We start from the raw sequence: 20575 nt of genomic DNA on the forward strand, positions 1-20575 counted from the left end.
GAACTCCAATACATCTCAACATGATGGACGCTGCGACCTGCGGGTCTGCGCGCCCAGTGATCAAGCACACCTTTTTCGCTACAGGAGGAACTAAATCGTGCATGAAAATCCTAGCCGGACACCTGAATCCGGATTCATCATAGTTAGCGGTCGGGGACCCACGCGCTGGTTCGGCACTGGTGGGTTCCGATGCTCAATCCCCTAATCATCTTCACACTGTGCGTGTTCGCATGGTCACTATGGATCCGCCGAATGACATGGACCTGCAAGGGTCAAGTGGCCGCATCGTTGAACATCGCACTACAAGCATTCGCTGTCGTACTGATGTCACCGTGGGCTTCTGTAACCGTCGGGGTGTGGTTATACGAACGCACAGGACAGAGAAATCTCGAGGACCTGATAGCGCACGACGCCTACATCGTCGCCGCGAGCGCGATCGTCTACAACGCAATCAGCCGGCTCAAGGACGAAAACCGACAAGCACGATTCCGGCTATGCGTGGAGACTCCCGCGACGCTCGCCATCCCCCTGATGTTCCTCACCTTCACCTCAGGGGCTGGAGTCCGAGACTTCCACCCCGACTTCTTCCGAGTCGGCACCGATCTGTGGCTCACCGCGTACTGGCTATTGATGACCGGCATAACCACATGGCTCCTGACGTACGGGGCTCGAGCCTTGGTGGCGCTGCGGCGCGACCCGAAATCCAAGCTGATCGCGACTGTCTATCTAGTCTCAGCCGCGATGGGAGTAGGGGCGTGTCTGGTGCGAGCCGTCACGGCCTGCTGGCCGGGAGAGTTTCAGACAACCCTCACGGCGAGTCTGATGGTGTGGACGCCGTCTTGTCTATGCGGTGCGGGGTTCGCGCTAATGTCGGCGTGGACTTGGAAGACTAGGCCAAGGGTCCCGCTTCTGGATCAATCTCCAGTTCCGTGACCCGCTTCATCTTCGGCGTTTTGGGCGCAGCGGCCACTCGGAACGCTGACTCCACTACCTCGAGGAACTGGCTTAGCTCCTCCTGGTACATGAGGTGTATTTCGGGGTTGGACAGTCGGTCGCCGAGGATCTCGTCAGACCGCTCAAAGCGTGCCGCCGCGCCTCGTAAGCGCTTCGATTCCGCCGCGGTCACCATCTCCGTGGCTTGGAATGCATCAACCATGGCTAAGGTCGCCGCGCCTAAGTTTCGGATTCCCACGCCGACGGATCCGAGGATCTGTTCGTCCGTTGCCGCTGGCGCCTGGGTGAGGGCTTGTAGTTCCTCGGCGGCGTCTTCTCTATTCGCGTTGCGCAGCTGCTCTGGTGTGGCACCGACAACCTTGGCCATTCGCGCCAGCGTGTCGGCGGGCGCCCGGACGGGGGCGCGCACGTCTGAAGTGACTTGTTGGTATCCCTTGACAATCTGCCGCCAACGCCCCTCGCTGATACCGGCCTGCTCGGCGGCTTTGCGCACAGAGAGGCGCGGCCGGTGCGCGTCGCGAAGCTCGTCGATGAGCACACCTTCCGGGTATGCCGCGTCAACCTCTGTCATGACTACAACTCTCCTACGCGTAGTGCTGCGAAGTCTAGTGCGGAGTTTTCGGCAAATCTACGCAACTACAGCCTTGTAATATTCGAACACGGCAGCTCAGCGGCACTACGCAAGAAACTCGCGTATAACTACTTGACCTACGCGAAGCTACGCAGTAGCGTAGGTCACATGCCATCCAACGGAACCCCACACGGGGTATGGACTGAGCTCCGCGTCAATAGGGATAAGAACGGCGACAGCCTCACCTCACTGGCAAGCCGATCCAAGATCTCCCTCTCTCACCTATCTGATCTTGAGCGCGGCCGACGACTACCAACCGCCGACGTGTACAAGAAGTTGTCACGCGCACTCAACGTGCCGATCAGCGTCCTCGAACGGGAGAAGCGGGTGGATGACGACGGAAACGACGTCGCCCTCGTAGAGCTGATCCGCAGGGTTGTACGCGAGGAGCTCGAGCGAGGTGCAGCATGAGGGCTGAGCTAGTTCCTACGTCAGCATTCGACGCGGGGCGTATTCCCTGTCCACAGGGCGGCGAGGACCGTTGGTCGGCTCGCTGGCTCATGGGGCAAATGGGGTATGCCGCCTGGCAGAAGTTCGAGCCCATCATTGAGCGCGCCAAGACTGCCGCTCATGGCGAGGGCTTCAACGTCCGGACCCTTTTTACCCAAACGGTTAAAAAGACTGGTGGCAGGCCAGAAAATGACTATCACGTCACTCGATTCGCGGCGTACCTGATCGCCATGAACGGCCATCCGGGAAAGCCTGAGGTCGCCGCGGCGCAGGTCTACTTCGCGGTACGCACTCGCCAGCAGGAGTTGGCGCAGCAAGCATTCGAGATTCCTCAGAGCTACGCGGCAGCGTTACGTGCTGCGGCAGATCAAGCCGAACGTGCGGAGCTCGCCGAGGCCAAGGTGGCCGAACTGGAACCCAAGGCCGAGTTCTACGACGAGCTTATGGACGCTGACGGCACCTACTCATTCCTAGCCGTCTCCAAGATGATCGGCTGGGGCCGCAACATCATGATGGCCGAACTCCGCAAGTCTGGGGTCCTCCAGAAGAACAACCTCCCGTACCAGCGGTACGAGCACCACTTCAAAGTCACGCCCCAGACCTTCGTCAATCGCAAGACGGGGGAGACCGTGCCCACCGCAACAACATCGGTGTGGCCCAGCGGCATCGAGTTCATCCGCAAGAAGCTCGCCCAGACATCGGAACTGATGGAGGTGACGGCATGAACACTGAATCTGAATCACGCGCCCTGCGGCGGACTGCCGCAGCCAAGTACATCGGGGCTTCCCCAACCGAGCTCGACACCTTACGTCGTAACGGGGAAATCGCGGCCAGATACAAGGGGCGTATCCCGCTGTACCTGCGCGAAGAACTCGACCGGTACCTGGACTCGCTGCCGTCAGAACCTAAGTCGGCGTAGATCGTTCACAACTGAATAACCCCCGAACGCTGGCGGTCCCTCTCGCCAAAGCTGAACCGCCAGCGTCACCAACCAACACCTTGGAGGTGTGGCGTGTTCAAGCGTAGATCAATTGCGGCTGTAGCCGTAGTACTGGTGGCAGTTGGGTGTGCACCACCGGCTGCCGCCGACCCCGCCGAAGATCTAGCCGTCAAGTATGGGGCGGCGGTGTGTAAGAGCCTGGATGAAACCCCAACGATTGACGGGGTACTCACCACCGGGATGCGGTTGGTGAAGACAACCGGCGTAACCCCTTACGTGGCAGGGGAAGTACTCGCTTACAGCGTCGTCGGGCAATGCCCACAACACATCGACCTCTTGAAGCGGTTCATCGCGAAGTACAAGGGGGAACGATCGGTATGAGCGAGAAGCTGAATCCGTCTGAAGCGCAGCGGAAAGCGATGACTGCGTATATCGATTGTTTTCGTCAAAGTTCGGAGTACCTCGCATCCAACGAAATCGTGGAGGAACTTGTCGCCGCCGCCAACAGCATCCCTGAGGGTCCACCCGTTGGCACCATCGCACGACGACCAGATGGGAAGTGGATAGCGGTTCGGCGCGAGAGGCACTGGGGTTACCGCTGGCTAAAGGGAGGCCACGTGCCCAGAGTGCTGGTACCGAACCCCCGCGACGCCGACTCTTGGCCTGTCATCTACGACCCGGGCTGGAACAAGTTGCGCGTGATAGATCAACTTGACGAACTGATTTGCGGGTCGGGCCTGAATGATTCTAGGGAATTAGCGGCACTCATCGTCAAGTACCACAAGGTGATGCCGCTCGACCCGACAGCACAACAGGAACCGGTGCCGAAGGACTGCACTTGCCGCGACTGGGGTGATTGTGACGGCCTGTGTGAGAAGGCAACTGCCGATCCTGTAGCAGGCAATGGCCACACCGAGGTGCTGTCATGAGCCCTGAAGAGGTGTTGAGCCGCACCGTACTTGACTGCATCGCCGCTATCGACATGGAAGACATTGAGGCGCTACTTGCCCCCATCCGCGCGCAGCTTCCCGAGTATGCGAGGAACTCGCAGTTGTGGCGTTTGGAGCCCTGCGATTTTGAAATCTACCGCGCGAGATCCAAGCGAAAACAAAGATCAACCCCCGTGGACTCACTTGGCCCGGTTTGGCTTTCGAGTGGGACACACCAGAAGACGAAGAAGTTGATGCAGCGTGAATTCTCCAATCGCGTTGATTGTTGTGGCACTACTCACTGGTGTCGCGTTGCCTGGTCTGATCTTTGCGGGGGACGCGTTCCGGGAGTGCTGGAAAACCGATCACGTACCCGGCTATCAGTCCCCACTAGTACATGGTTGGGAGGACTGACCATGTCACGTGAGATCCGAAGGGTTCCTGTTGATTTCGAATGGCCTATCAACAAGGTCTGGGAAGGCTATCAACTCCCCGAAAAGTACACCGCAGACCCGTGTCCAGACTGCTACAGGCTGGGCTACTACGGCGAGCGCTCATTCGGCTCGGGCGCAACAGCTTCCCTCAACTGGTTACACGCAGCCCTCTACCTCGTAGGGATGATGGCAGAAGATATACGTGCTCAAGGGTTCGAGGGAACTGAGCTTCAGTTCACCCAATTCGGTGACGATAGAAGTAGATTGCACCCTTATCTGGCTACCCTACAAGGGATTAACGTCTACGAGCATCGTCGGCCCTCGCGCGACATCATCGAACTGGCTAGTGGGCTCATCGGAGACAACCGTGTGAGTTTCGGTATCGGCTCCGACTTTGCACGCCACGCCACTAAGGCACTGAAAGAAGCCGCTGGTGTCGATGAGAACTGGGGTGAATGCCCGACTTGTGACGGTCATGGCTCCGTAGAAAAGTACCCAGGCCAGCATGTCGAAGGCGAGGCATGGTCCGAGGAAGACCACGACCCACCTACCGGAGACGGTTGGCAGGTATGGGAAACGGTCAGCGAGGGCAGTCCCATCTCGCCGGTGTTCCCCAACCGTGAAGGTGTCATCCAATGGCTGATGTCCCCGGCCTACACATGGGGAACCTCACGACCACTCACACGCGAACAGGCTGAAGCCTTTGTAGGTGCCGGCTACTCCATTGGCAGCGGCGTGATCATGTCCGATGGCCGTCACATACCCGGCGACGCGGCAGTCCATGAACTTAAGGCGGGTCAATCATGATCCAGATCTACCCGATCCCATGGTGTTACAAGCATGGAGCGTTTCATGAGGATTGCCCTAAGGGTGAGCCGTCGCAGCATGGGCATCTGATCGCGAATGTTGTTGGATTCGTGTCACTTACCGCAGTCTTATTCATATTCATTGTGGGTATGTACTTCCTGGCGGGTGGGCGATGAACAACGTGAGCTCGATAGACCAACTGTTCGCGACAGCCAACCACCACCTCAACCAAGAGCTTGCGGTTATCGCAGACCTACTCGCGGAAGCATCCCCAGAGCTGGTGTGGGACCGCTACGGACGTGAAATCCTGGCCCGCTTGGAGTCTGGGGACTGCAACTACAGGACGGTCGCAGCAGTACATGTAGCGGCAGTCGTCCGGTTAGCGAGGCAGTCATGATGACCATCTTCTGTGCCGTGCTGACGATCGCACTGCTGTGGCTTATGGCCGAGAACGGCTTGTTGCGAAGCGAGAACACTGAGTTGCGGCGAGCTGTCGCCCGTCTGTCAAAGCATCCCTCCACCTACCACGAACAACCACTTCCTTACGCGCGGAGGCGAGCTGACGATGAGTAGCGCCTACTACTCCCTGTTCATCTCGGACTATGTGAATGACACCACCGACCAGGATTATGCGTCGAATTGGGATGAGGCACAGGGGAAAGCGGCAGCCTACGCAGCGGACAACAGCTATCAGATGGAGCTGCATCAGCGCAGCGATGACCATGCCGTGTGGTGGCTATCGCGGGGTTTGGAGTTGGCGGCCATCGTTTCCCTGGAGAGGCAGTACTCCGATGAGTGATTGCCGTTGCGAGAAGCCACTACTGATTGAGCGCTGGGGAGAAGGGTGGCGCTGGTGCTGGGTTGATCAATCCGGCAAGCCACACAAGGGCATGTTCCCGCACCCCGACAAGCAAGCCGCCCAAGCAGCTGGCGAGCGGTTCCAGTACGCGAAGGGGATGCGCCCGTGAAGTGCCGATTCTGCGAAGGCAGCCGACAGATTCTGATCGCAGATGTGTATTCGTCTGTCGGGTCGCAGCGTGATTCCTATGTGGCCTGGGAGCTCTCAACCCCTGAGCCGTGCCCCTGGTGCTTGAGACGTGAGGAGTTAGTGGCGTGACCGAGTTGAATCCGTCTGAATCGCAGCGGAAAGCGATGCTGGAAAAGCTCGCCGATCATTCAATGTGGGATCGAGAGGGTATGCAACGAGCGGTATATGAAATGATCGAAGTCGCCAATAGCGTCCCCGAGGGTGCTCCTGTCGGCACCATCGCACGACGACCAGGCGGACGCTGGATTGCAGACAGAGCGACGCCTACCGATTGGCGCTATACGCCACTTCAGAGATCTCACACGTGGCCGAAGCCCAACGAAGCTGATTCTTGGCCTGTCATCTACGACCCGACAAAGCCGGAGTATCCACATGTTGATGGTCCGCAGGTGTGGATTTCGCCTGATTGTTTCGCTGACTACGATGAGCGAATAATCAACTGGCGCAACAGGAATTACTACAGACCGCGCGGTGCCTCAAATGAGGTAGACCCTGAGGTTATTGCCGAGGTTGAGTCGTTGGGTCTTGACCCGACAGCACAACAGGAACCGGTAGAGATTCCCGGATTCGAGTGCCCCTGCTGCCGCTTGAACTTCACTGAAGATTCACCACGGGTTGAGGTTTGTGAACTGTGCGTCGCGTCGCATCCGATCACCCTCCGAGGCCAGGAGCCAGAAAGTGGAGACGACTGCCGTAACTGCGATGGCCGCAGATGCATGGGCTGCGTATTCCGAGAGTACGACCACGACTGTGCCGATGACTGCCCGGACTGCTGCACACCCCCTCGTACACCCCGTGTTGTTGACCGTCTAGGGGTAGACGAGCAGGGATCACGGTGGCGGGACCGGGATGGTGATAAATGGCGCTACCAAGCAAACAAAGGTTGGCAGTACACAGACGAAGGCAAGTGGGTTGACCAATACATGCAGGCATCGATTCTAGAAGGCGATGGCCCCTACACCGAAATCCTTGAGCCCCGTGTACTTCCCACGTTGGACTGTGAAGAGGCGCGGGACGGCTCGGTATGGACCGACTCGCAAGGTGTCCTTGATTGGCACTATCGATTTCGTGGGGTATGGGAGAGCTTCTCGGTTTACGGTTCCCGTACCTGGGTTCCCCTACGCGCCCTGAATCACCTGAAGCTGCATGGTCCATACACCGAAGTTCTCGGTGATCCGTCATGACCGATACCCCTATGACTGAGCTTCAAGCTGTTGCCGGTGAGGCTGCGGTGTTCGCCTACATCGAGTCTCAAGCCAAAGCGTGTAAGGAGGAGCGCCGGGATTGGGTTGCTGCTCGTATGCGGGAGCAGGGTATCCGGGGGACTGTTGACGGTATGGCGATGGGTCAAATCGTCGGCGCTGTAACAGTGAATGGCCCTAAACGAAAGATTGGCATCACGAACCACGCCGAGTTCGTCGCTTACGCAGTCCAGCATCACGCCGACGCTTTAAGACTTCCCTACCAATACGAACGCGCCCTACTGGACAAGCTGACCGACCATGACGGGACGTTCATCGACCGCGCCGGCACCGTCGTCCCCGGGGTTGACTGGGTAGAAACCACAGGATCTTCCAGTGCTTCAGCCAACAAGGATACGTGCCCGATTCTGGTGCGCGGCATGCTCTCCAACGGACGGGTCTCTCTCGATCTGAAGGCGGTCGAGTCATGACCCTGCCCGAGAGGATGCGGCTGGCTGCCGACATTTTGGATGAGGCCCAAGCCAGGTACCTGTCCGACTATCCCTGGCTTGCAGACGAGCTCGAGGGTGGCTGGTCGGCGAACGGGTTGAGGACTTTCGCTGAGATTTGGGAACGCCAGGAGGCCGCAAGTGCCTAGGCTCCTGGATCTTTTCTGTGGCGCGGGAGGCGCTGGTATGGGGTATCGCCGAGCCGGTTTTGAGGTTGTGGGGGTTGATATCAATCCGCAGCCGAACTATCCGTTCGAGTTTCATCAGGCGGACGCTTTGGAGTTCCTTGCCGAGCATGGCGGGGAGTTCGACGTCATACACGCTTCCCCGCCTTGCCAGGATCATTCACCACTAAGGTCGCGCGCCGGCGTTCATGGCACTGGATGGCTACTGGGAGCCACATTCGATTCCTTGATGTCTCAGCCGGCGCCCTGGGTGATTGAGAATGTGATGGGCGCTGACATGCGCGCCGATCTAGTGCTATGTGGGGGGATGTTCGGGCTACGAACGTATCGGCACAGGAAGTTCCGGATCGATCTGCGGTTGCCGATGTTGTTGACGGAGCCGATTCATCCGCCACATGTGGTGAAGACCTGCACTAAACAGCGTCGCAAGGGCTTTGAAGCCGGCATGAACGTCTCCATCACAGGGGATGTGGGCTCATGGGTGGGGCCGGCCTGTATGGGTATCGATTGGATGACCGGTGCTGAACTATCGCAGGCCATTCCGCCGGCATACACCATGTATATCGGATCCCAGCTGCTCGAGCACATGAGGGCTGCGGCATGAAGGCTGGCGAGTTCACCGCGGAATCCAAAGAGCTCATGGCCTATCGCTGCGGCGGCGAGTGCGAGGTGTGTTGGCCGAACGTTTGCATGCAGACGGTAGAGACGTATCACCATCGTCGCCCTAGAGGCCGGGGTGGTAGCCGCCAGGAGTCCACGAGCCAGCCTTCGAACGGGCTCGGGATATGCCGCGGCTGCCACTCCTTCATTGAGACGCGTGAGCGCGGTAAGGCTATCGAGTTGGGGTTCATTGTGTCTCAGTGGGGTGAGCCGGCGCAGGTTCCCGTGTTCTATCGGCACGAGTTTAGGGCGTTGTTGGGTGATGACGGTTCTGTTATCCGGGAGGTGGCGGCGTGAGGCGAACGTTTGATCCTTTGAATGTGGATGCTGTTCTGCAGGGTTATCCGGTGTCGTTGTCGAAGTCTGATCGTGTGGTGGCGGCGAAAGTGCTAACGGCGCAGGGGTTGAAGGCTGGTGATGTCGCCGAGCGGCTGAATGTCACTGATCGGCAGATTGAGCGCTACAAGTCTGCACCAATGCCCGAACCCGAGGAGCCTTTGGTAGTGGATTACGAGTTCTGCTCCAGTGAGCAGGTTTTGGTTCGTAAGGCAACGGATCTGATTCGGTCACTGCGAACCAAGGACCACATGGAAGTGCTGGGGGATTGTGTGGACTTCTGCGCCTGGCATCCCGGCCTAGCAGCACAAGTCATGTGTGCGTTGGCGTTGTGGGCCGATTCGGGTGAGTGGGCTTTGAGGAGGACGGCGTGACTGTTTGGCCTACCTACCATTTCTGCCGTTGTGGTCATCAGAGATACCAGCACAACTCTGGAGCTGGTGACTGTTACGGGGCTTTGGATGACGGTGTGACCCTTTGTGATTGCGGAGGGTTTGTTGAAGACAAGAAGGAATGCGCATGAGCGGCAATGAAGAAGTGGGCGCGGTGGCAGTACTTGTAGAAGCCCTCCAGGGTCCGTGGGTGTGGACCGATCCAGAGACCGGCGAGGGTGTTCCCTACACCCCTGAGATGACCGCGCAGAGACTGCTCAGCACCCTCAAGGCTAATGGATACGCACTAGTAGAACTTCCGGCGCCGGAGGCAAGGGGTGTTACCGGGCAGTCGGAGTGGCCCGTTCCCATCACCTGCACATTGACAGGAGGGCTGCGTACAGGTTCGCGAGGCGGGGCGGTGTTCATCCGCAGATCTGATGGCCGTATTGCCCTGGATGGCATACCTACGCCCCTACCTACTGCCGACGACGCGCGGCGTACTGCTGCCGCCCTTCTCGCCGCTGCGGCTGAACGTGATTCGGAGGAGCGATGAGCGACAACCCGTGGCATTTTGTTGACAAGTTCCCGGGGGAATGCACAACCGAAGTGGGTCGGAGTGGTGAGGTTCAGCCTTGCGACAAGCCCGCCTACGCCGTCGCATTCGACACCGAGGGCTACTGGCCTGTGTGTATCCATCATGCGCGGGGTCAAGCGTTGGTCACTCTCTCTGAGATTCTGGCGGCTCACTCATGAGCGACACCTGCTGCTGCAGCCACGATCTCGATGAACATCCGGGTTTCGGTCGCTGTCAAGGCACTCTCCCTGGTTCTTGGGAGCCTCTTTACCGGTACTGCCCCTGTGGGGGATTTGAGAGGAGTGACGATGAGTGACGAAACCGTTGATTCGTTGACGGATCTTCTGGAGCGGCTGGACGCTGCTGAGGTCAAGCTAGTGCAGCTCTCAGAGTTCCACAAACCCCTGAGTCACGAGCGGATACGCCTAGAGGGCAAGGCTAATGGTGTACGCCTCGCCGCTTCTTACGTCCGTGAGTCCCTTCGCCTCGCCGACCAGGAGGCAGTGTAGATGGCCGTCACCAAGAGGCTCAGGTATGAAGTCCTGCGCCGCGACAACTACAGCTGCCGCTACTGCGGACGTTCCGCTCCCGAGGTGAAGCTGACGGTTGATCACGTTGTCCCAGTTGCCTTGGGGGGTAGTGATGAGCCGTCGAACCTGGTAGCGGCTTGTGCGGACTGCAATGCCGGGAAGTCGTCGGTGCCGGCGGACGCGCCCCTTGTGGCCGATGTGGCCGCTGATGCGCTGCGTTGGTCGAGAGCCATGAACCAAGTGGCTGAGATGCGTATCGCCCAGATTGAGAGCGATGCAGGGGTTCTGAAGTGGTTCCGCGATCTATGGGGCGAGTGGACCTATGGACCCGAAAAGCTTCCAGTTCCAGCACCGGATGGATTCGATGGCGTGCTCAAGTTCCTGGCTAACGGGCTGAGCCGTGAGGAGATCGCGAATCTCGTGCGGGTGGCAATGAAGGCCGATCACATCCGGCCCGATGCTACGTGGAGGTACTTCTGTGGCTGCTGTTGGAAACGTGTGCGGGAGAACGTCGATATGGCTGCTGAGCTCATTGCCGCTGAGGGTGATGTCTGATGGCCAATGCGGCGGGTCTCATCAATGAAGGTCTGTGGCGTAAAGACCGCGACTTCCAACGCCTTCCACGGCTCGTGCAGTGCACGTTCCTACAGGTGTTGTCACAGAAGGATCTGGACACCGCTGGTGTCCTGACGCTGCACCTGGAACTCCTGGCGAAGGGCTGCGACGAGCTGACTACGGAGCAGCTGCGGTCCGACCTCAAGGTACTAGGGGAACGACGATTTGTGTTCGTGGACTACGACACCGATGAACTACTGATTCGTTCGTACGTGCGCGTCGTGAGTGTCAATTCACCGAACGCCTGGAAGTCGGTGCCAAAGAACGCTCGGCTCCTCGCGTCCGAGAAGCTGCGGCACGAGCTGGCGACAGAACTCAGACGCCTACGGAAGGCGGATGCCACTGCACTCGCCAATGAGATAGACCCCCAACCAACCCCATCTGGACCCCGTCCCGACCCGGTGGCGACCCCATCCGAAGGGAATACCCCATCCGAAGGGGGTCCGAATCCCCCCAGTCTAGTACCAGTACAAGTCCAGTCTTCTGTTGGTAATGGGTCACTTTGGGAAGGCGAACCCCCCAGCCCCTACTGCCAAGACCATCCAAACGGCACACCGCGGGCATGCCTCAAATGTCAGCGCTGCCGCGAGGAATCTCAGCGCTGGATAGACGACAAGGCCGCTTACGAAAAGTCCCTGCGTGCCGCAGTGGCTGAGCGCCGGCGCAACTGCAAGCTCTGCGGCGGCAGCGGATGGATCGACCTCCCTGACGATTCCGGCGCCACCGACTGCGAATGCAAAACACCCATCCCGAATCTCCAGCTTGTCCATGACGCCACAAACCAAAGGAGGTCGGCATCGTGACAACCCAAGCAGTAACAGACATCAAAGAACTCGTAGGAGAACGGGAATGATTGACATCAATGCAGCGAACGAAGACAAGTCAATCAGAGACTACGTGCGTGAAGCCGTGAAGTCCGGGGAGACGCACGACCAGTTGGTACGTCGGGATGCTTTTACGTCAGTAATAGAACGGCTGGAGATGCGAAAAGTTGACTTCCTTGATTCTGCCCGTAAATTCCCGTGTGCAGGTATGGAGTACAGCGACCACATGGAGCTACTAGGCAGGGCATATGGGATAGACATAGCTCTCTCATACCTAAGGGAGGAACAATGAGAACCCTACTTACGGCTGTAATCGCCGTGTTGTCAATCGGTTTCGCCGTACCGGCTGTCGCTGATCCGTACCACGATCCGTACCACCCCGATTACGTCCGGGGCTGGTGCCCCGGTGGTGGGACCAACGAGGGTGTCGGTGTGTCGTACTCCAACCTGACGGGTTGGTGCAACGGTGTCCAGTACCCGGACGGGACGTTCTGGCACCAGACGGCGTACACCGCGTTCGGTCGGTTCCGTATTGATACCGCGTGCAAGACGCGGAACGGGATTCTGTTGTCGGATGCACCTTCTGGTGGGTGCGGTGGTGAATGGCCATGAGTGAGTTGACTGAACGCGGTAAGGCGCTCCTGGAAGGCGTAACCGAGGGAGTGTGGACGGTTGACGCCGCGTGGGGAGGCCACTACGGCGTGCGGGGCGGCAAATATCAACTACAGGTCGTATACGCCCACTCCGACTGGGAGGGATTCGGCAACGGAAGCAGGCTGGCCGACGCCGAGTTCATTGCCGCTTCAAGGCAGTTGGTTCCCGAACTCATCGCAGAAGTAGAGCGGCTAGAGGGCCTGTTGGACTGGGCGAATACCGCCTTAAGGGCCTCGCTGGATAGTCAGGCAGCTGGTTGGACCGAGGTGAAGCGTCTTCGGGATGCACTACAAGTAGAGGAGAGCAAGGAATGAGGACGCCTGATGTGTGGGTTAACCACTCCGGGCGTGGGGGGTCTGAACGGGTAATCCTCCCCTCAAGGGGTGAGGTTGCGCGGGCTTCGGAATACATCGGATGGGCCTACAACAGTTGTTGGCAGACGGCTCTAGATCTCTACCGCGAGAAGTACGGGGACGAACCAAATTTCGCCGTAGACGCCCCGGACGGAGGCCTTCTATCTGCCGTGGAGTATCTGGATAAGGCTCTGACTGCGATAGAGGGGAGCGGTAAATGAGCGCGCGGAAGTTTCGAAAGAGGCCTGTCATTGTAGAAGCGATGCGGTGGGACGGGACCGCCACCGGCTCCGCAATGATCGTGGATTGGATTTACGACAACGACGCCGAATGCCAGTACTACGCCCCCGGCGAGTGGAACGAAGAATGGCCCACGGTGGCGTACATAAAGATCGAGACACTCGAAGGCTCCATGCTCGCATCCTCTGGCGATTGGATCATCAGGGGTGTAGCCGGTGAGTTCTACCCGTGCAAGCCAGACATTTTCGAGAAAACCTACGAGCCTGTAGAGGAGAGCGGGAAATGAGCAGGTCACGCGAGATCGTCGTTACGGCTCCAGTCGTCGCCTTCAAGGGGCCACACGACACCGATGCCTCCATGTTCCTGGAGGCCGCGAAGCGTTTGGACGGTGGATACCCAATCGGGGGAAGCAATCTGGCCCGCGCCGTTTCTCAGTTGCTCAGATCTGCCGCTGCCGCTCTGCAAGTAGAGACAGGAGAAGATCGATGACGTACGGGATAGACCGGGGAGCTTTCAGTGAGCGTATCTACATCGGTCGCATCAACAAAGCCGGTACCGAGTGGGTAACCAAAGAAGACCACACCGATGCGGCCATATGGACAGTGGCAGAACACGTCATCGAATCCTTCAACGGCGGTGTGGTGATAACACGTCCCGACGGTAAAAGACTGGAGATCACCGCCAAGTTTGTAGAGACAGGGGACAAAGACGTGGTGAAGCTATGAGCTGGGCTATTCCGAGGTGGCGCATACGACAGAAGGGCGATAACGCCTGGGTTGTCGAAGAATATGGGCGACTCCCGAGTGGTGCAACGCAGTGGTACGTGGGAACTGTCGAGTTCTGGTCCGTTCACGCCCAGTTCCCCTCTGGTGCTGAGGCTATAGCAGCATTCGCGGCAGGTGGAAGATGAGCGGGGACCTCTGGCGCGACGTAGATAAGTACCCCCACGAGTGTGTGGCAGAGGTTGGGCGACGCCGCGAAATACAACCCTGCGGCCTCCCCGCCTACGCCGTCGCGTTCGACCCAGAAGGCTATTGGCCAGTGTGTATTCATCACGCAAGAGGTCGGGATCTAGTACCGCTTTCAAAGATTCTGGAGCACACCCATGAGTGACCCTGCAATCGAAGCCGCACAACGGGCGTGGGGTTTGTTGCCCGAACGGTCCTATGCAACCCGCGAACAGGTCATGAATGCCGCTGCCCGTGAGATGGCTAAGTCGGTACAGACAGTTATTGAGGAGTGGGACTCCAAGGGCGAACTCCACCCTCAGGTCAACGAATTACTAGACCAACTTGCGCCACTGGTCTACCCAAGTGAGGAACTAGGACTATGAGTCGCACCAAGCGCCGATTCAAGAATGGAAGCGGAACGCCGACATGTCACGGAATCGTCTGCCACTGCCTTTGCCATGAGGTCTGCTACGGCGGACATGATGACCCAGACTGCGCCTCGCGCAAGGGTAAGCCCCTGGATGTTCTCGATGGGTGAAGTGCGGAAACTCATCTGCATCTACTGCCATGAGGAGATCCGCCCAAACCAGACAGGCGGCTATTACCACATACAAACCCAGAGGCACGGATCTGATCAGAGGTGCTTTTTGTACGCAACACCAGAGGGGCTAGAGCAATGACTGAGCGCTTGTGTCGGCACTGCCGCCGTCCAATCCTAGAATCCACCTTCTCTGAAGGTAAACGGTGGTGGCACCTTCCGTTGGGCCGCAACAACATCGCATCCCTGAACTGTTACGCGTTCGGAGACAGTCCTACCGCAGAACCTCAGGAGCTAGAGCGATGAGCGCCCTTATCCGCCAGTGGGGCAGCAACTGGCACGTCCGATACGACGGCGAATCCACCACCACGGGCTCATTCATGGGTTGCGTCGAATGGGCTTGCGGAGCGCTAGAGCCCGGTGGGCCACCTATTTCCATTCAATGGGGACTACCGATACCGGAGGACCAAGCACCATGAGCGAGTTGCTTGATAGGGCCAAAGCATCCCTAGAGGACTCAAAGTGCACTGATGAGATGCAAGATTTGTTTCGCGTGGGACTTGTGCGGGAACTCATCGCTGAAATTGAGCGCCTGGAACGGGTGAATGAACGATGGGGTGTCTGGTGGGAACGTCACTCCTGCGATGGGAGGCCGATCTGATGAGTGACGAACCTTCGGACGCACAGAAGCTCATAGCGGAAGTGATGGTGACCCATGCGCTCGTCTATGACGATTGGGCGGTCGTTGACGCCGATTTCTACACGTGTGCGTGTGGCTGGCACTTGAGCACAAGCGCCAGCGTTCACGACCATGCCGCCCACGTTGCCGCCGAGGTGGATAAAGCCCTTGGAGGACTCAACCGGACGTGGGCTGCTGTATTTCCAGACGGCTCCTACATGACCCCGTACCACGAAGTGTGGAACTTCCACCCCAACAAGAGCGCTCGCGAACTGGCCGAAGGCGATGTAGCGGAATATGAAGACACCACCCTTAAGGCTCAATGGGTGTCTGGCTGGACGGTGACCGAATGAGCGGCAACAAGACCCGGATGTGGACACGGGAATACAAGCTGATCACCTGCCACGAAGAGGTGGTTCGACGTGGCGAGTACGCGCCCTGCGAGAAGCCAGCCGTCGGATACGCCATGGATGACGACCGCAGCTTCTACCCGGTCTGCAATGAGCATCTGGTGAAAAACCAAGGGATGCAGCCGTGACTGACTACCAAGACACCGGTAGCCGGCGGAAACCTACGGCATACACCGAAACCGGGGCAGCTGATCGGGTGTGCCCGGACTGTAGTGCCCCAGAAGGACATCCCTGTAGATGGATAGCCATGGATGGGCAGGGGGATTTAGGGAAACCAAGGCATTGGCCGCATGAGACACGTTGGAGGAAATGAAATGCGTGACGATATTCACCCTGGACCGCGCATCATCTCCGGTAAGGCGGAACTACCCTGCCTGAAACCGGAGCCCTGGATGATCCAGGCGTCCTGCGCCACCGCAGACCCGGACGCGTTTTTCCCCCATAAGCGTGGCGACGGTGATAGTGAGTCGATCACCGTGCAGTACCAATACGCCAAGAAGATATGCCGCTCATGCCCAGTCAGGGTTGAGTGCTTGACCTACGCGATCGTCAACGACGAACGCGACGGGATCTACGGCGGCTTAGGCCCTCGTGAGCGCGCGAAGATCATGCGTAACAGGGAGGCCAGCTGATGTCCAATGAGATCTGGCGCCCGGTGCCCGAATGGGAAGGGCTTTATGAGGTTAGCAGCACTGGGCGGGTGCGAAGCATAAACCGCGTCAGCATCTCTCGATTGGGCCGTAAGACATCGCTGCGAGGAAGGGTGCTGAAACAGAGGTTCGGAAAGCACTACTACAAAGTGGAGCTGAGTCGATCCGGGGTTCACAGCACTGCGCATGTGCACCAACTGGTGTGCAAAGCATTTCATGGCCCTCGTCCGCCTGGTGCTGTGGTCCGACATCTAGACGGGAATGGGCGTAACAACCACAAAGACAACCTCGCGTGGGGTACTTGGCAAGAAAACAGCCAAGACATGCTCGATCACGACACCGCGTACTGGGCCAATAAGACTCACTGCAAATACGGCCACGAGTTCACCGAATCAAATACCAGGCTAGATAGAAGTCCAAACGGTGGAACCAAGCGTTCATGTCGTGAATGCGAGCGACGGCGCGCCATTCCCAAGAATCGGCGTCGTGACGAGCTGAAGCGCGTGAGTAGGCCATGGAGGCTGTGCGCGGTATGTGGTGAGCGATATCAATCCGCGTATCAACATTCGGCTTACTGCTCGACAGAGTGCCGCAAGATGTCTCGGCGCGTTGGGTACAAACGCAGGGCCGCACGGCAGGAGGCAAGCTGATGCCGCACTCAAACCCTACCGACTGGATAGCAGGGGGAAGTGTCGCCGCGGACATCGTCGGATGCCTCACCGGTCTTGTCGCTGACCTGTCATGGCAAGACGAAGCAGCGTGCCGCGGACTCCCCACGGAGTGGTGGTTCCCAGATCAAGGCGCAAGCCGGGAATGTAAGCGGGCCAAGGAAATCTGCCACGGATGCCCAGTCAAACTCCAATGCCTCCAATTCGCCATAGAGGTACACGACCAACACGGTATCTACGGGGAGCTGTCATTGAAGGACAGGCGTAGGTGGAACCAGGAAAGGAAAGCGGGCTAGACACCGCGACTTGTCCTGAAACGGAGGATAATTGAGGTATGGGCACATTACCTGATGCAGTACCACAGATGCCCGTATGTGGTGCTTGCGGCGGCGAGACTAGATCTGACGGCGAGCACTTCTATTGCGAATACTGCCTACTTGGATTCGCGCCGATCACACTAATTGCATTCTTCCTTGATCCCAACGCCAAAACATGTGGGGCTCCATGTGACAACAGCTGGCACGGCGACCACAGAATCCGGCAAGGGTGGGGCTATGACTGTGGACCGTGTGGGCTCCCTGCCGGTCACGAATCGATGCATTGGACCAACTGCCAACCGAAGCAAGTAGCGGCAATTCCCGGAGGTAGTGAGAGTTGAGTAAGTACAAGATGCCCGACCCACCTGCTGGCATGTGGTGGGAGGTCAAGTTTGACAAGCCGCTAGAGAAGACATATTTGATGGTCAAGCTACGCCGCAAGGCATGGGGCATCTTCACCAAGACGGTCGACTGGTCGTGTTATTCGCCGAGTGTCGACGCGGAAATCAATGCATACCGTTCCGTATGGCTTGCGGAAGAGATCCTCAAAGGTAAAGGGGCGGAAGCGAGGCGGTTTAAGCGGTCAGATTTCGGACTCAATGGTTTGACGGGGTACCGCCGTGGCTGAGTTGAGTGCTAAACCGCTAGTCGCATCCATGTGCACGCTGTGTTGCGCAGATCGACATGAGGCCCCAAGTGCTGGTTGTCCTGGCGCAAATGCCACCGGTCCCCAAAGGATCCTATGGAACTGGAATGCCAAGTACCGGAAATCTTCACGCACCGTCACGCTGTCAATCCCACGCGCGGCGATAACCCTGTACGACGCGGACATGAACAGGATTGGCACCGTAGCCGAGTACGAGGCAGTAACTGGCGTCAAGGTGATATTAGGGAGTGATGCCCCGTGAGTGCTGAACCGCTTATACCGCACTGGCGCCAATCGGGTTTTGGTGAGTGTGACAACTGTGGACATGGTGCCAGCGCTCATGACTACAACATGGGCGCGTGTCTATCTGTCAATGAGGGACAAGCTGGAATGTATCAAGGCTACTGCGGCTGCGACCAGCTGGAGAATGCTGCGGCTTCTGCTAATCGCCGCCGTCTCGCCTGGGAACGCTATATGGCAGAGAACGATCCACCGTCGAACGGAGAAGCCTTGTGAGCGACCGCAGCGGAATCATCCGGCATCCCGCCAACATCCTCGGTGAACTACAAGTCATCGGACTCCATATGCACACCCTGTCGGTTCGGTTGGATGAGTTGAGGGATCAGTTGGACCAAGTGGCGCAGATCGGTTACGAGATGTGGGGAAAGCCGCAGCCGCACGAAGACTTCCCGAAGAAGGGCGCCTGAATGTCCGTCTCTGACAGCTTCTTTCTAGATAAGGGCTCACAACACAAGCTCCGTGAGGAGTTGGCCAGCATCCCCCGCATGATCGGGGAGCTGTCCGTCACCCTCACCCGCCAGGCCCGCATCCAGAGGCCGGGGTTGAGTATGTCCCGACGACCCAAACCTGAATCTCAGGTCCCCATCCATATCGGCGCACACAACGCCGCCGACGTACTGCACAACTGCTTGGGCACGTGGGTGAGGCTGGTATGTGAACAGCGAGCGATCGTGTGGGACAAGGGCAACGACATCATCACCTTGGCGAAGTGGCTGCGAGTCAACATGATCGCCTTAGCCCTCACTGAAGGTTCAGAAGAAGCCTACGAGGACATCAAAGCCGCTATCGATGAGTGCTGGCGACAGATAGACATCCCCGCAGACGACGACATAGTGATCGACCGAGGTCGAGTCCATGAAGCCAATAAGCACATCGTAACCGCCGACACCATCGAACCTATTGCCCGCCGAATAGGGGAGATGGGCAAGAAGCTGAACGCGCAGCGAGTGCACTCACTGACCCGTGGTGGGCATTTACGCCCGGTCTCCAGTGACCCGGATACGGGTAAGAAGTTCTACCGCCTGGGGGATGTACTACACGCGCACAACAACTGTGAGAAGCGGGACCGGAAGAAGGGTGCATGATGAGCGACACATTGAATCGGCAGCTCAATCAAAAAGTCAAAGAGCTGCAGGATGATATAGAGGCGTGGGGTCGCAAGGCCGAGTGGGCGCTACTGCAGGACGATGTGGGCTGGTGGTACGACGTTCTTGAGGCTCTTGTAAAACGCGGTAAAAAGATGAAAGAGACGGGAATCTAGATGTGCCCGCCACGCTGCCGGGGATGTGTGCATGAACAACACGAGCATGAGGCTTGGTGGGGTAGATGCCTACATGCGGACTGCGATTGCGATCAGTGGGAAGACCGCTAGTTCCGGTGTGGCTCGATTGCGACACGCCGACCAGCTGATATACCCCTTAACCATCGTCAAGTAGTAAACTGCGCCTAGGCGCAACTCGCACCCCCGCATAGTCCCCTCCCCGTCCTCTCGTTAGGGGCGGGGTCTTTTCATTCCCGGAGGTTCCCATGCCTCTGTCTCGTGTCCGCTGCTGCATCCCCTGTGGCCGTATCCGCTACGCCCCCTGCTCTGCAGGGTGTCGAGTAGATCCCGAGAACGACCCAACAAGCTGGACAGAACAGGTGACCGTGCCCGCCGAGGCTGATCCGTCGTGATTCTGTGCCGCATCGGCTGGCATCACTGGGAGAAGTGGCGCCTCAATAAGCGCTTCATCGACACCTCGTGGGACTGCGATGTTCCCTCGGCGCAGTACAAGCGCTGCTGCATCCGCTGCGGTAAGCCGCAAACCGAGTCCATCCGCGACTTCTCCAAGGATTAGGTGCCGCCATGCTCGACAGATTCTTCGCAGCACTAGCCGGCGCCATGGCCCCTCTACTCGTGGCCATGTGTGAGCGCATCGCGAACAGGAAGATCCCTGACGACACGGTGCCGAAGTTCATGGACGGCCTACTGGACATTGCCCGAGACGGCGTTGACCGCGCCGTCGGTGTGGTGCAGACGTCCGCCGACGGTATCGCCGGTAGCGCGGAAGCTGAACTAGGCCAGCTCGGTTCGGAGATCAGGGGAGTGGTCAAAGCGGCCAACCTCATCGATATTCTCGGCAGCCTGTTCGGGCGACGCTAGACACCGCTGGTACCGGCCGTTTCGCGATAAGATTGGAGCATGAACC

At 58.4% G+C, this 20575-nt stretch carries 36 protein-coding genes; 35 read left to right on the forward strand and 1 reads right to left on the reverse strand.

Features of this window, described 5'->3' with window-relative positions:
- Positions 1 to 252 precede the first annotated feature (252 nt).
- Positions 253 to 933, forward strand: a complete 681-nt coding sequence (locus AOT87_RS04035) for a hypothetical protein (protein ID WP_240483263.1) — start codon at positions 253 to 255, stop codon at positions 931 to 933.
- Here the strand turns inward: AOT87_RS04035 and AOT87_RS04040 are convergent.
- The gene (locus AOT87_RS04040; protein ID WP_057969635.1) at positions 890 to 1525 is read right to left on the reverse strand and encodes a hypothetical protein; all 636 of its coding nucleotides are present in this window, start codon (positions 1523 to 1525) and stop codon (positions 890 to 892) included. The genes AOT87_RS04035 and AOT87_RS04040 overlap by 44 nt on opposite strands.
- 168 nt (positions 1526 to 1693) lie before the next feature.
- Between AOT87_RS04040 and AOT87_RS27510 the strand changes: the two genes are divergently transcribed.
- From AOT87_RS27510 to AOT87_RS04190, 34 genes are all read left to right on the forward strand, one after another.
- Complete coding sequence (locus AOT87_RS27510; RefSeq protein ID WP_082635002.1) at positions 1694 to 1996, forward strand: helix-turn-helix transcriptional regulator; 303 nt, start codon at positions 1694 to 1696, stop codon at positions 1994 to 1996.
- Complete coding sequence (locus tag AOT87_RS04045; protein ID WP_082635003.1) at positions 1993 to 2760, forward strand: phage antirepressor KilAC domain-containing protein; 768 nt, start codon at positions 1993 to 1995, stop codon at positions 2758 to 2760. Before AOT87_RS27510 ends, AOT87_RS04045 begins: the two co-directional genes overlap by 4 nt.
- Entirely contained in the window at positions 2757 to 2954 is a 198-nt protein-coding gene (locus AOT87_RS04050) for a hypothetical protein (RefSeq protein ID WP_057969637.1), read from the forward strand. The genes AOT87_RS04045 and AOT87_RS04050 overlap by 4 nt, the downstream gene beginning before the upstream one ends.
- 135 nt (positions 2955 to 3089) lie before the next feature.
- Positions 3090 to 3356 carry a DUF732 domain-containing protein gene (locus AOT87_RS28970; RefSeq protein ID WP_240483264.1) on the forward strand — a complete coding sequence of 89 codons (267 nt, stop codon included), beginning with the start codon at positions 3090 to 3092 and terminating at the stop codon, positions 3354 to 3356.
- The gene (locus AOT87_RS29190) at positions 3353 to 3904 is read left to right on the forward strand and encodes a hypothetical protein (RefSeq protein ID WP_057969639.1); all 552 of its coding nucleotides are present in this window, start codon (positions 3353 to 3355) and stop codon (positions 3902 to 3904) included. The genes AOT87_RS28970 and AOT87_RS29190 overlap by 4 nt, the downstream gene beginning before the upstream one ends.
- On the forward strand, positions 3901 to 5145 hold the full coding sequence (locus AOT87_RS04065; RefSeq protein ID WP_157858999.1) for a hypothetical protein: 1245 nt from the start codon (positions 3901 to 3903) through the stop codon (positions 5143 to 5145). The genes AOT87_RS29190 and AOT87_RS04065 overlap by 4 nt, the downstream gene beginning before the upstream one ends.
- 565 nt (positions 5146 to 5710) lie before the next feature.
- Complete coding sequence (locus tag AOT87_RS04075; protein WP_057969743.1) at positions 5711 to 5944, forward strand: hypothetical protein; 234 nt, start codon at positions 5711 to 5713, stop codon at positions 5942 to 5944.
- Positions 5937 to 6113 carry a hypothetical protein gene (locus AOT87_RS28770; protein WP_157859000.1) on the forward strand — a complete coding sequence of 59 codons (177 nt, stop codon included), beginning with the start codon at positions 5937 to 5939 and terminating at the stop codon, positions 6111 to 6113. The genes AOT87_RS04075 and AOT87_RS28770 overlap by 8 nt, the downstream gene beginning before the upstream one ends.
- Positions 6114 to 7116: 1003 nt before the next feature.
- Positions 7117 to 7377 carry a hypothetical protein gene (locus AOT87_RS04080; protein WP_057969744.1) on the forward strand — a complete coding sequence of 87 codons (261 nt, stop codon included), beginning with the start codon at positions 7117 to 7119 and terminating at the stop codon, positions 7375 to 7377.
- Positions 7374 to 7865 (forward strand): hypothetical protein, encoded by a 492-nt coding sequence (locus tag AOT87_RS04085; protein ID WP_057969745.1) that lies wholly within the window; start codon positions 7374 to 7376, stop codon positions 7863 to 7865. The genes AOT87_RS04080 and AOT87_RS04085 overlap by 4 nt, the downstream gene beginning before the upstream one ends.
- The gene (locus tag AOT87_RS28975) at positions 7862 to 8032 is read left to right on the forward strand and encodes a hypothetical protein (RefSeq protein ID WP_165589951.1); all 171 of its coding nucleotides are present in this window, start codon (positions 7862 to 7864) and stop codon (positions 8030 to 8032) included. The genes AOT87_RS04085 and AOT87_RS28975 overlap by 4 nt, the downstream gene beginning before the upstream one ends.
- The gene (locus tag AOT87_RS29480) at positions 8025 to 8672 is read left to right on the forward strand and encodes a DNA cytosine methyltransferase (protein WP_109398807.1); all 648 of its coding nucleotides are present in this window, start codon (positions 8025 to 8027) and stop codon (positions 8670 to 8672) included. The genes AOT87_RS28975 and AOT87_RS29480 overlap by 8 nt, the downstream gene beginning before the upstream one ends.
- Positions 8673 to 9021: 349 nt before the next feature.
- Positions 9022 to 9438, forward strand: coding sequence for a hypothetical protein (locus AOT87_RS04100; protein ID WP_057969445.1), 417 nt, complete (start codon positions 9022 to 9024; stop codon positions 9436 to 9438).
- 145 nt (positions 9439 to 9583) lie between these two features.
- Entirely contained in the window at positions 9584 to 9991 is a 408-nt protein-coding gene (locus tag AOT87_RS28605; protein ID WP_131727331.1) for a hypothetical protein, read from the forward strand.
- Between the two features lie 329 nt (positions 9992 to 10320).
- Complete coding sequence (locus AOT87_RS04105; protein ID WP_082634973.1) at positions 10321 to 10521, forward strand: hypothetical protein; 201 nt, start codon at positions 10321 to 10323, stop codon at positions 10519 to 10521.
- Positions 10522 to 11097, forward strand: a complete 576-nt coding sequence (locus AOT87_RS04110) for an HNH endonuclease (RefSeq protein ID WP_057969443.1) — start codon at positions 10522 to 10524, stop codon at positions 11095 to 11097. It abuts the gene before it with no gap.
- Positions 11097 to 11960, forward strand: coding sequence for a hypothetical protein (locus AOT87_RS04115; protein WP_057969442.1), 864 nt, complete (start codon positions 11097 to 11099; stop codon positions 11958 to 11960). The genes AOT87_RS04110 and AOT87_RS04115 overlap by 1 nt, the downstream gene beginning before the upstream one ends.
- Positions 11961 to 12006: 46 nt before the next feature.
- The gene (locus AOT87_RS04120; protein WP_057970235.1) at positions 12007 to 12273 is read left to right on the forward strand and encodes a hypothetical protein; all 267 of its coding nucleotides are present in this window, start codon (positions 12007 to 12009) and stop codon (positions 12271 to 12273) included.
- Positions 12270 to 12593 (forward strand): hypothetical protein, encoded by a 324-nt coding sequence (locus tag AOT87_RS04125; protein ID WP_131727637.1) that lies wholly within the window; start codon positions 12270 to 12272, stop codon positions 12591 to 12593. The genes AOT87_RS04120 and AOT87_RS04125 overlap by 4 nt, the downstream gene beginning before the upstream one ends.
- The gene (locus AOT87_RS04130) at positions 12590 to 12949 is read left to right on the forward strand and encodes a hypothetical protein (RefSeq protein ID WP_198531062.1); all 360 of its coding nucleotides are present in this window, start codon (positions 12590 to 12592) and stop codon (positions 12947 to 12949) included. Before AOT87_RS04125 ends, AOT87_RS04130 begins: the two co-directional genes overlap by 4 nt.
- 256 nt (positions 12950 to 13205) lie before the next feature.
- Entirely contained in the window at positions 13206 to 13514 is a 309-nt protein-coding gene (locus tag AOT87_RS04135; RefSeq protein WP_057969698.1) for a hypothetical protein, read from the forward strand.
- The gene (locus tag AOT87_RS04140; RefSeq protein ID WP_057969697.1) at positions 13511 to 13717 is read left to right on the forward strand and encodes a hypothetical protein; all 207 of its coding nucleotides are present in this window, start codon (positions 13511 to 13513) and stop codon (positions 13715 to 13717) included. The genes AOT87_RS04135 and AOT87_RS04140 overlap by 4 nt, the downstream gene beginning before the upstream one ends.
- Positions 13714 to 13953, forward strand: coding sequence for a hypothetical protein (locus AOT87_RS04145; protein WP_057969696.1), 240 nt, complete (start codon positions 13714 to 13716; stop codon positions 13951 to 13953). The genes AOT87_RS04140 and AOT87_RS04145 overlap by 4 nt, the downstream gene beginning before the upstream one ends.
- A 380-nt stretch (positions 13954 to 14333) precedes the next feature.
- A complete protein-coding gene (locus tag AOT87_RS28610) occupies positions 14334 to 14561 on the forward strand; it encodes a hypothetical protein (RefSeq protein ID WP_131727353.1) in 228 nt (75 codons plus the stop codon).
- An 815-nt stretch (positions 14562 to 15376) separates the two neighbouring features.
- A complete protein-coding gene (locus AOT87_RS04155; RefSeq protein ID WP_057969714.1) occupies positions 15377 to 15748 on the forward strand; it encodes a hypothetical protein in 372 nt (123 codons plus the stop codon).
- Positions 15745 to 15933 (forward strand): hypothetical protein, encoded by a 189-nt coding sequence (locus AOT87_RS04160; protein ID WP_057969695.1) that lies wholly within the window; start codon positions 15745 to 15747, stop codon positions 15931 to 15933. The genes AOT87_RS04155 and AOT87_RS04160 overlap by 4 nt, the downstream gene beginning before the upstream one ends.
- 186 nt (positions 15934 to 16119) lie before the next feature.
- The gene (locus tag AOT87_RS04165) at positions 16120 to 16437 is read left to right on the forward strand and encodes a WhiB family transcriptional regulator (RefSeq protein WP_005110270.1); all 318 of its coding nucleotides are present in this window, start codon (positions 16120 to 16122) and stop codon (positions 16435 to 16437) included.
- Between the two features lie 1340 nt (positions 16438 to 17777).
- Positions 17778 to 18068 carry a hypothetical protein gene (locus tag AOT87_RS04170; protein WP_131727340.1) on the forward strand — a complete coding sequence of 97 codons (291 nt, stop codon included), beginning with the start codon at positions 17778 to 17780 and terminating at the stop codon, positions 18066 to 18068.
- 276 nt (positions 18069 to 18344) lie between these two features.
- Positions 18345 to 18602 carry a hypothetical protein gene (locus tag AOT87_RS28615; protein WP_131727341.1) on the forward strand — a complete coding sequence of 86 codons (258 nt, stop codon included), beginning with the start codon at positions 18345 to 18347 and terminating at the stop codon, positions 18600 to 18602.
- Complete coding sequence (locus AOT87_RS04175) at positions 18599 to 18793, forward strand: hypothetical protein (protein WP_057969693.1); 195 nt, start codon at positions 18599 to 18601, stop codon at positions 18791 to 18793. Before AOT87_RS28615 ends, AOT87_RS04175 begins: the two co-directional genes overlap by 4 nt.
- A complete protein-coding gene (locus AOT87_RS04180) occupies positions 18794 to 19471 on the forward strand; it encodes a hypothetical protein (protein ID WP_057969692.1) in 678 nt (225 codons plus the stop codon).
- Complete coding sequence (locus AOT87_RS28980; protein WP_074356228.1) at positions 19471 to 19647, forward strand: hypothetical protein; 177 nt, start codon at positions 19471 to 19473, stop codon at positions 19645 to 19647. The genes AOT87_RS04180 and AOT87_RS28980 overlap by 1 nt, the downstream gene beginning before the upstream one ends.
- 409 nt (positions 19648 to 20056) lie before the next feature.
- The gene (locus AOT87_RS28775; RefSeq protein ID WP_157859001.1) at positions 20057 to 20224 is read left to right on the forward strand and encodes a hypothetical protein; all 168 of its coding nucleotides are present in this window, start codon (positions 20057 to 20059) and stop codon (positions 20222 to 20224) included.
- Between the two features lie 8 nt (positions 20225 to 20232).
- On the forward strand, positions 20233 to 20529 hold the full coding sequence (locus tag AOT87_RS04190; protein ID WP_057969690.1) for a hypothetical protein: 297 nt from the start codon (positions 20233 to 20235) through the stop codon (positions 20527 to 20529).
- Positions 20530 to 20575: the final 46 nt, after the last annotated feature.

Origin of the sequence: Mycobacteroides sp. H003 (assembly GCF_001440135.1) — a bacterium.
GTDB classification, from domain to species: Bacteria; Actinomycetota; Actinomycetes; order Mycobacteriales; family Mycobacteriaceae; genus Mycobacterium; species Mycobacterium gwanakae.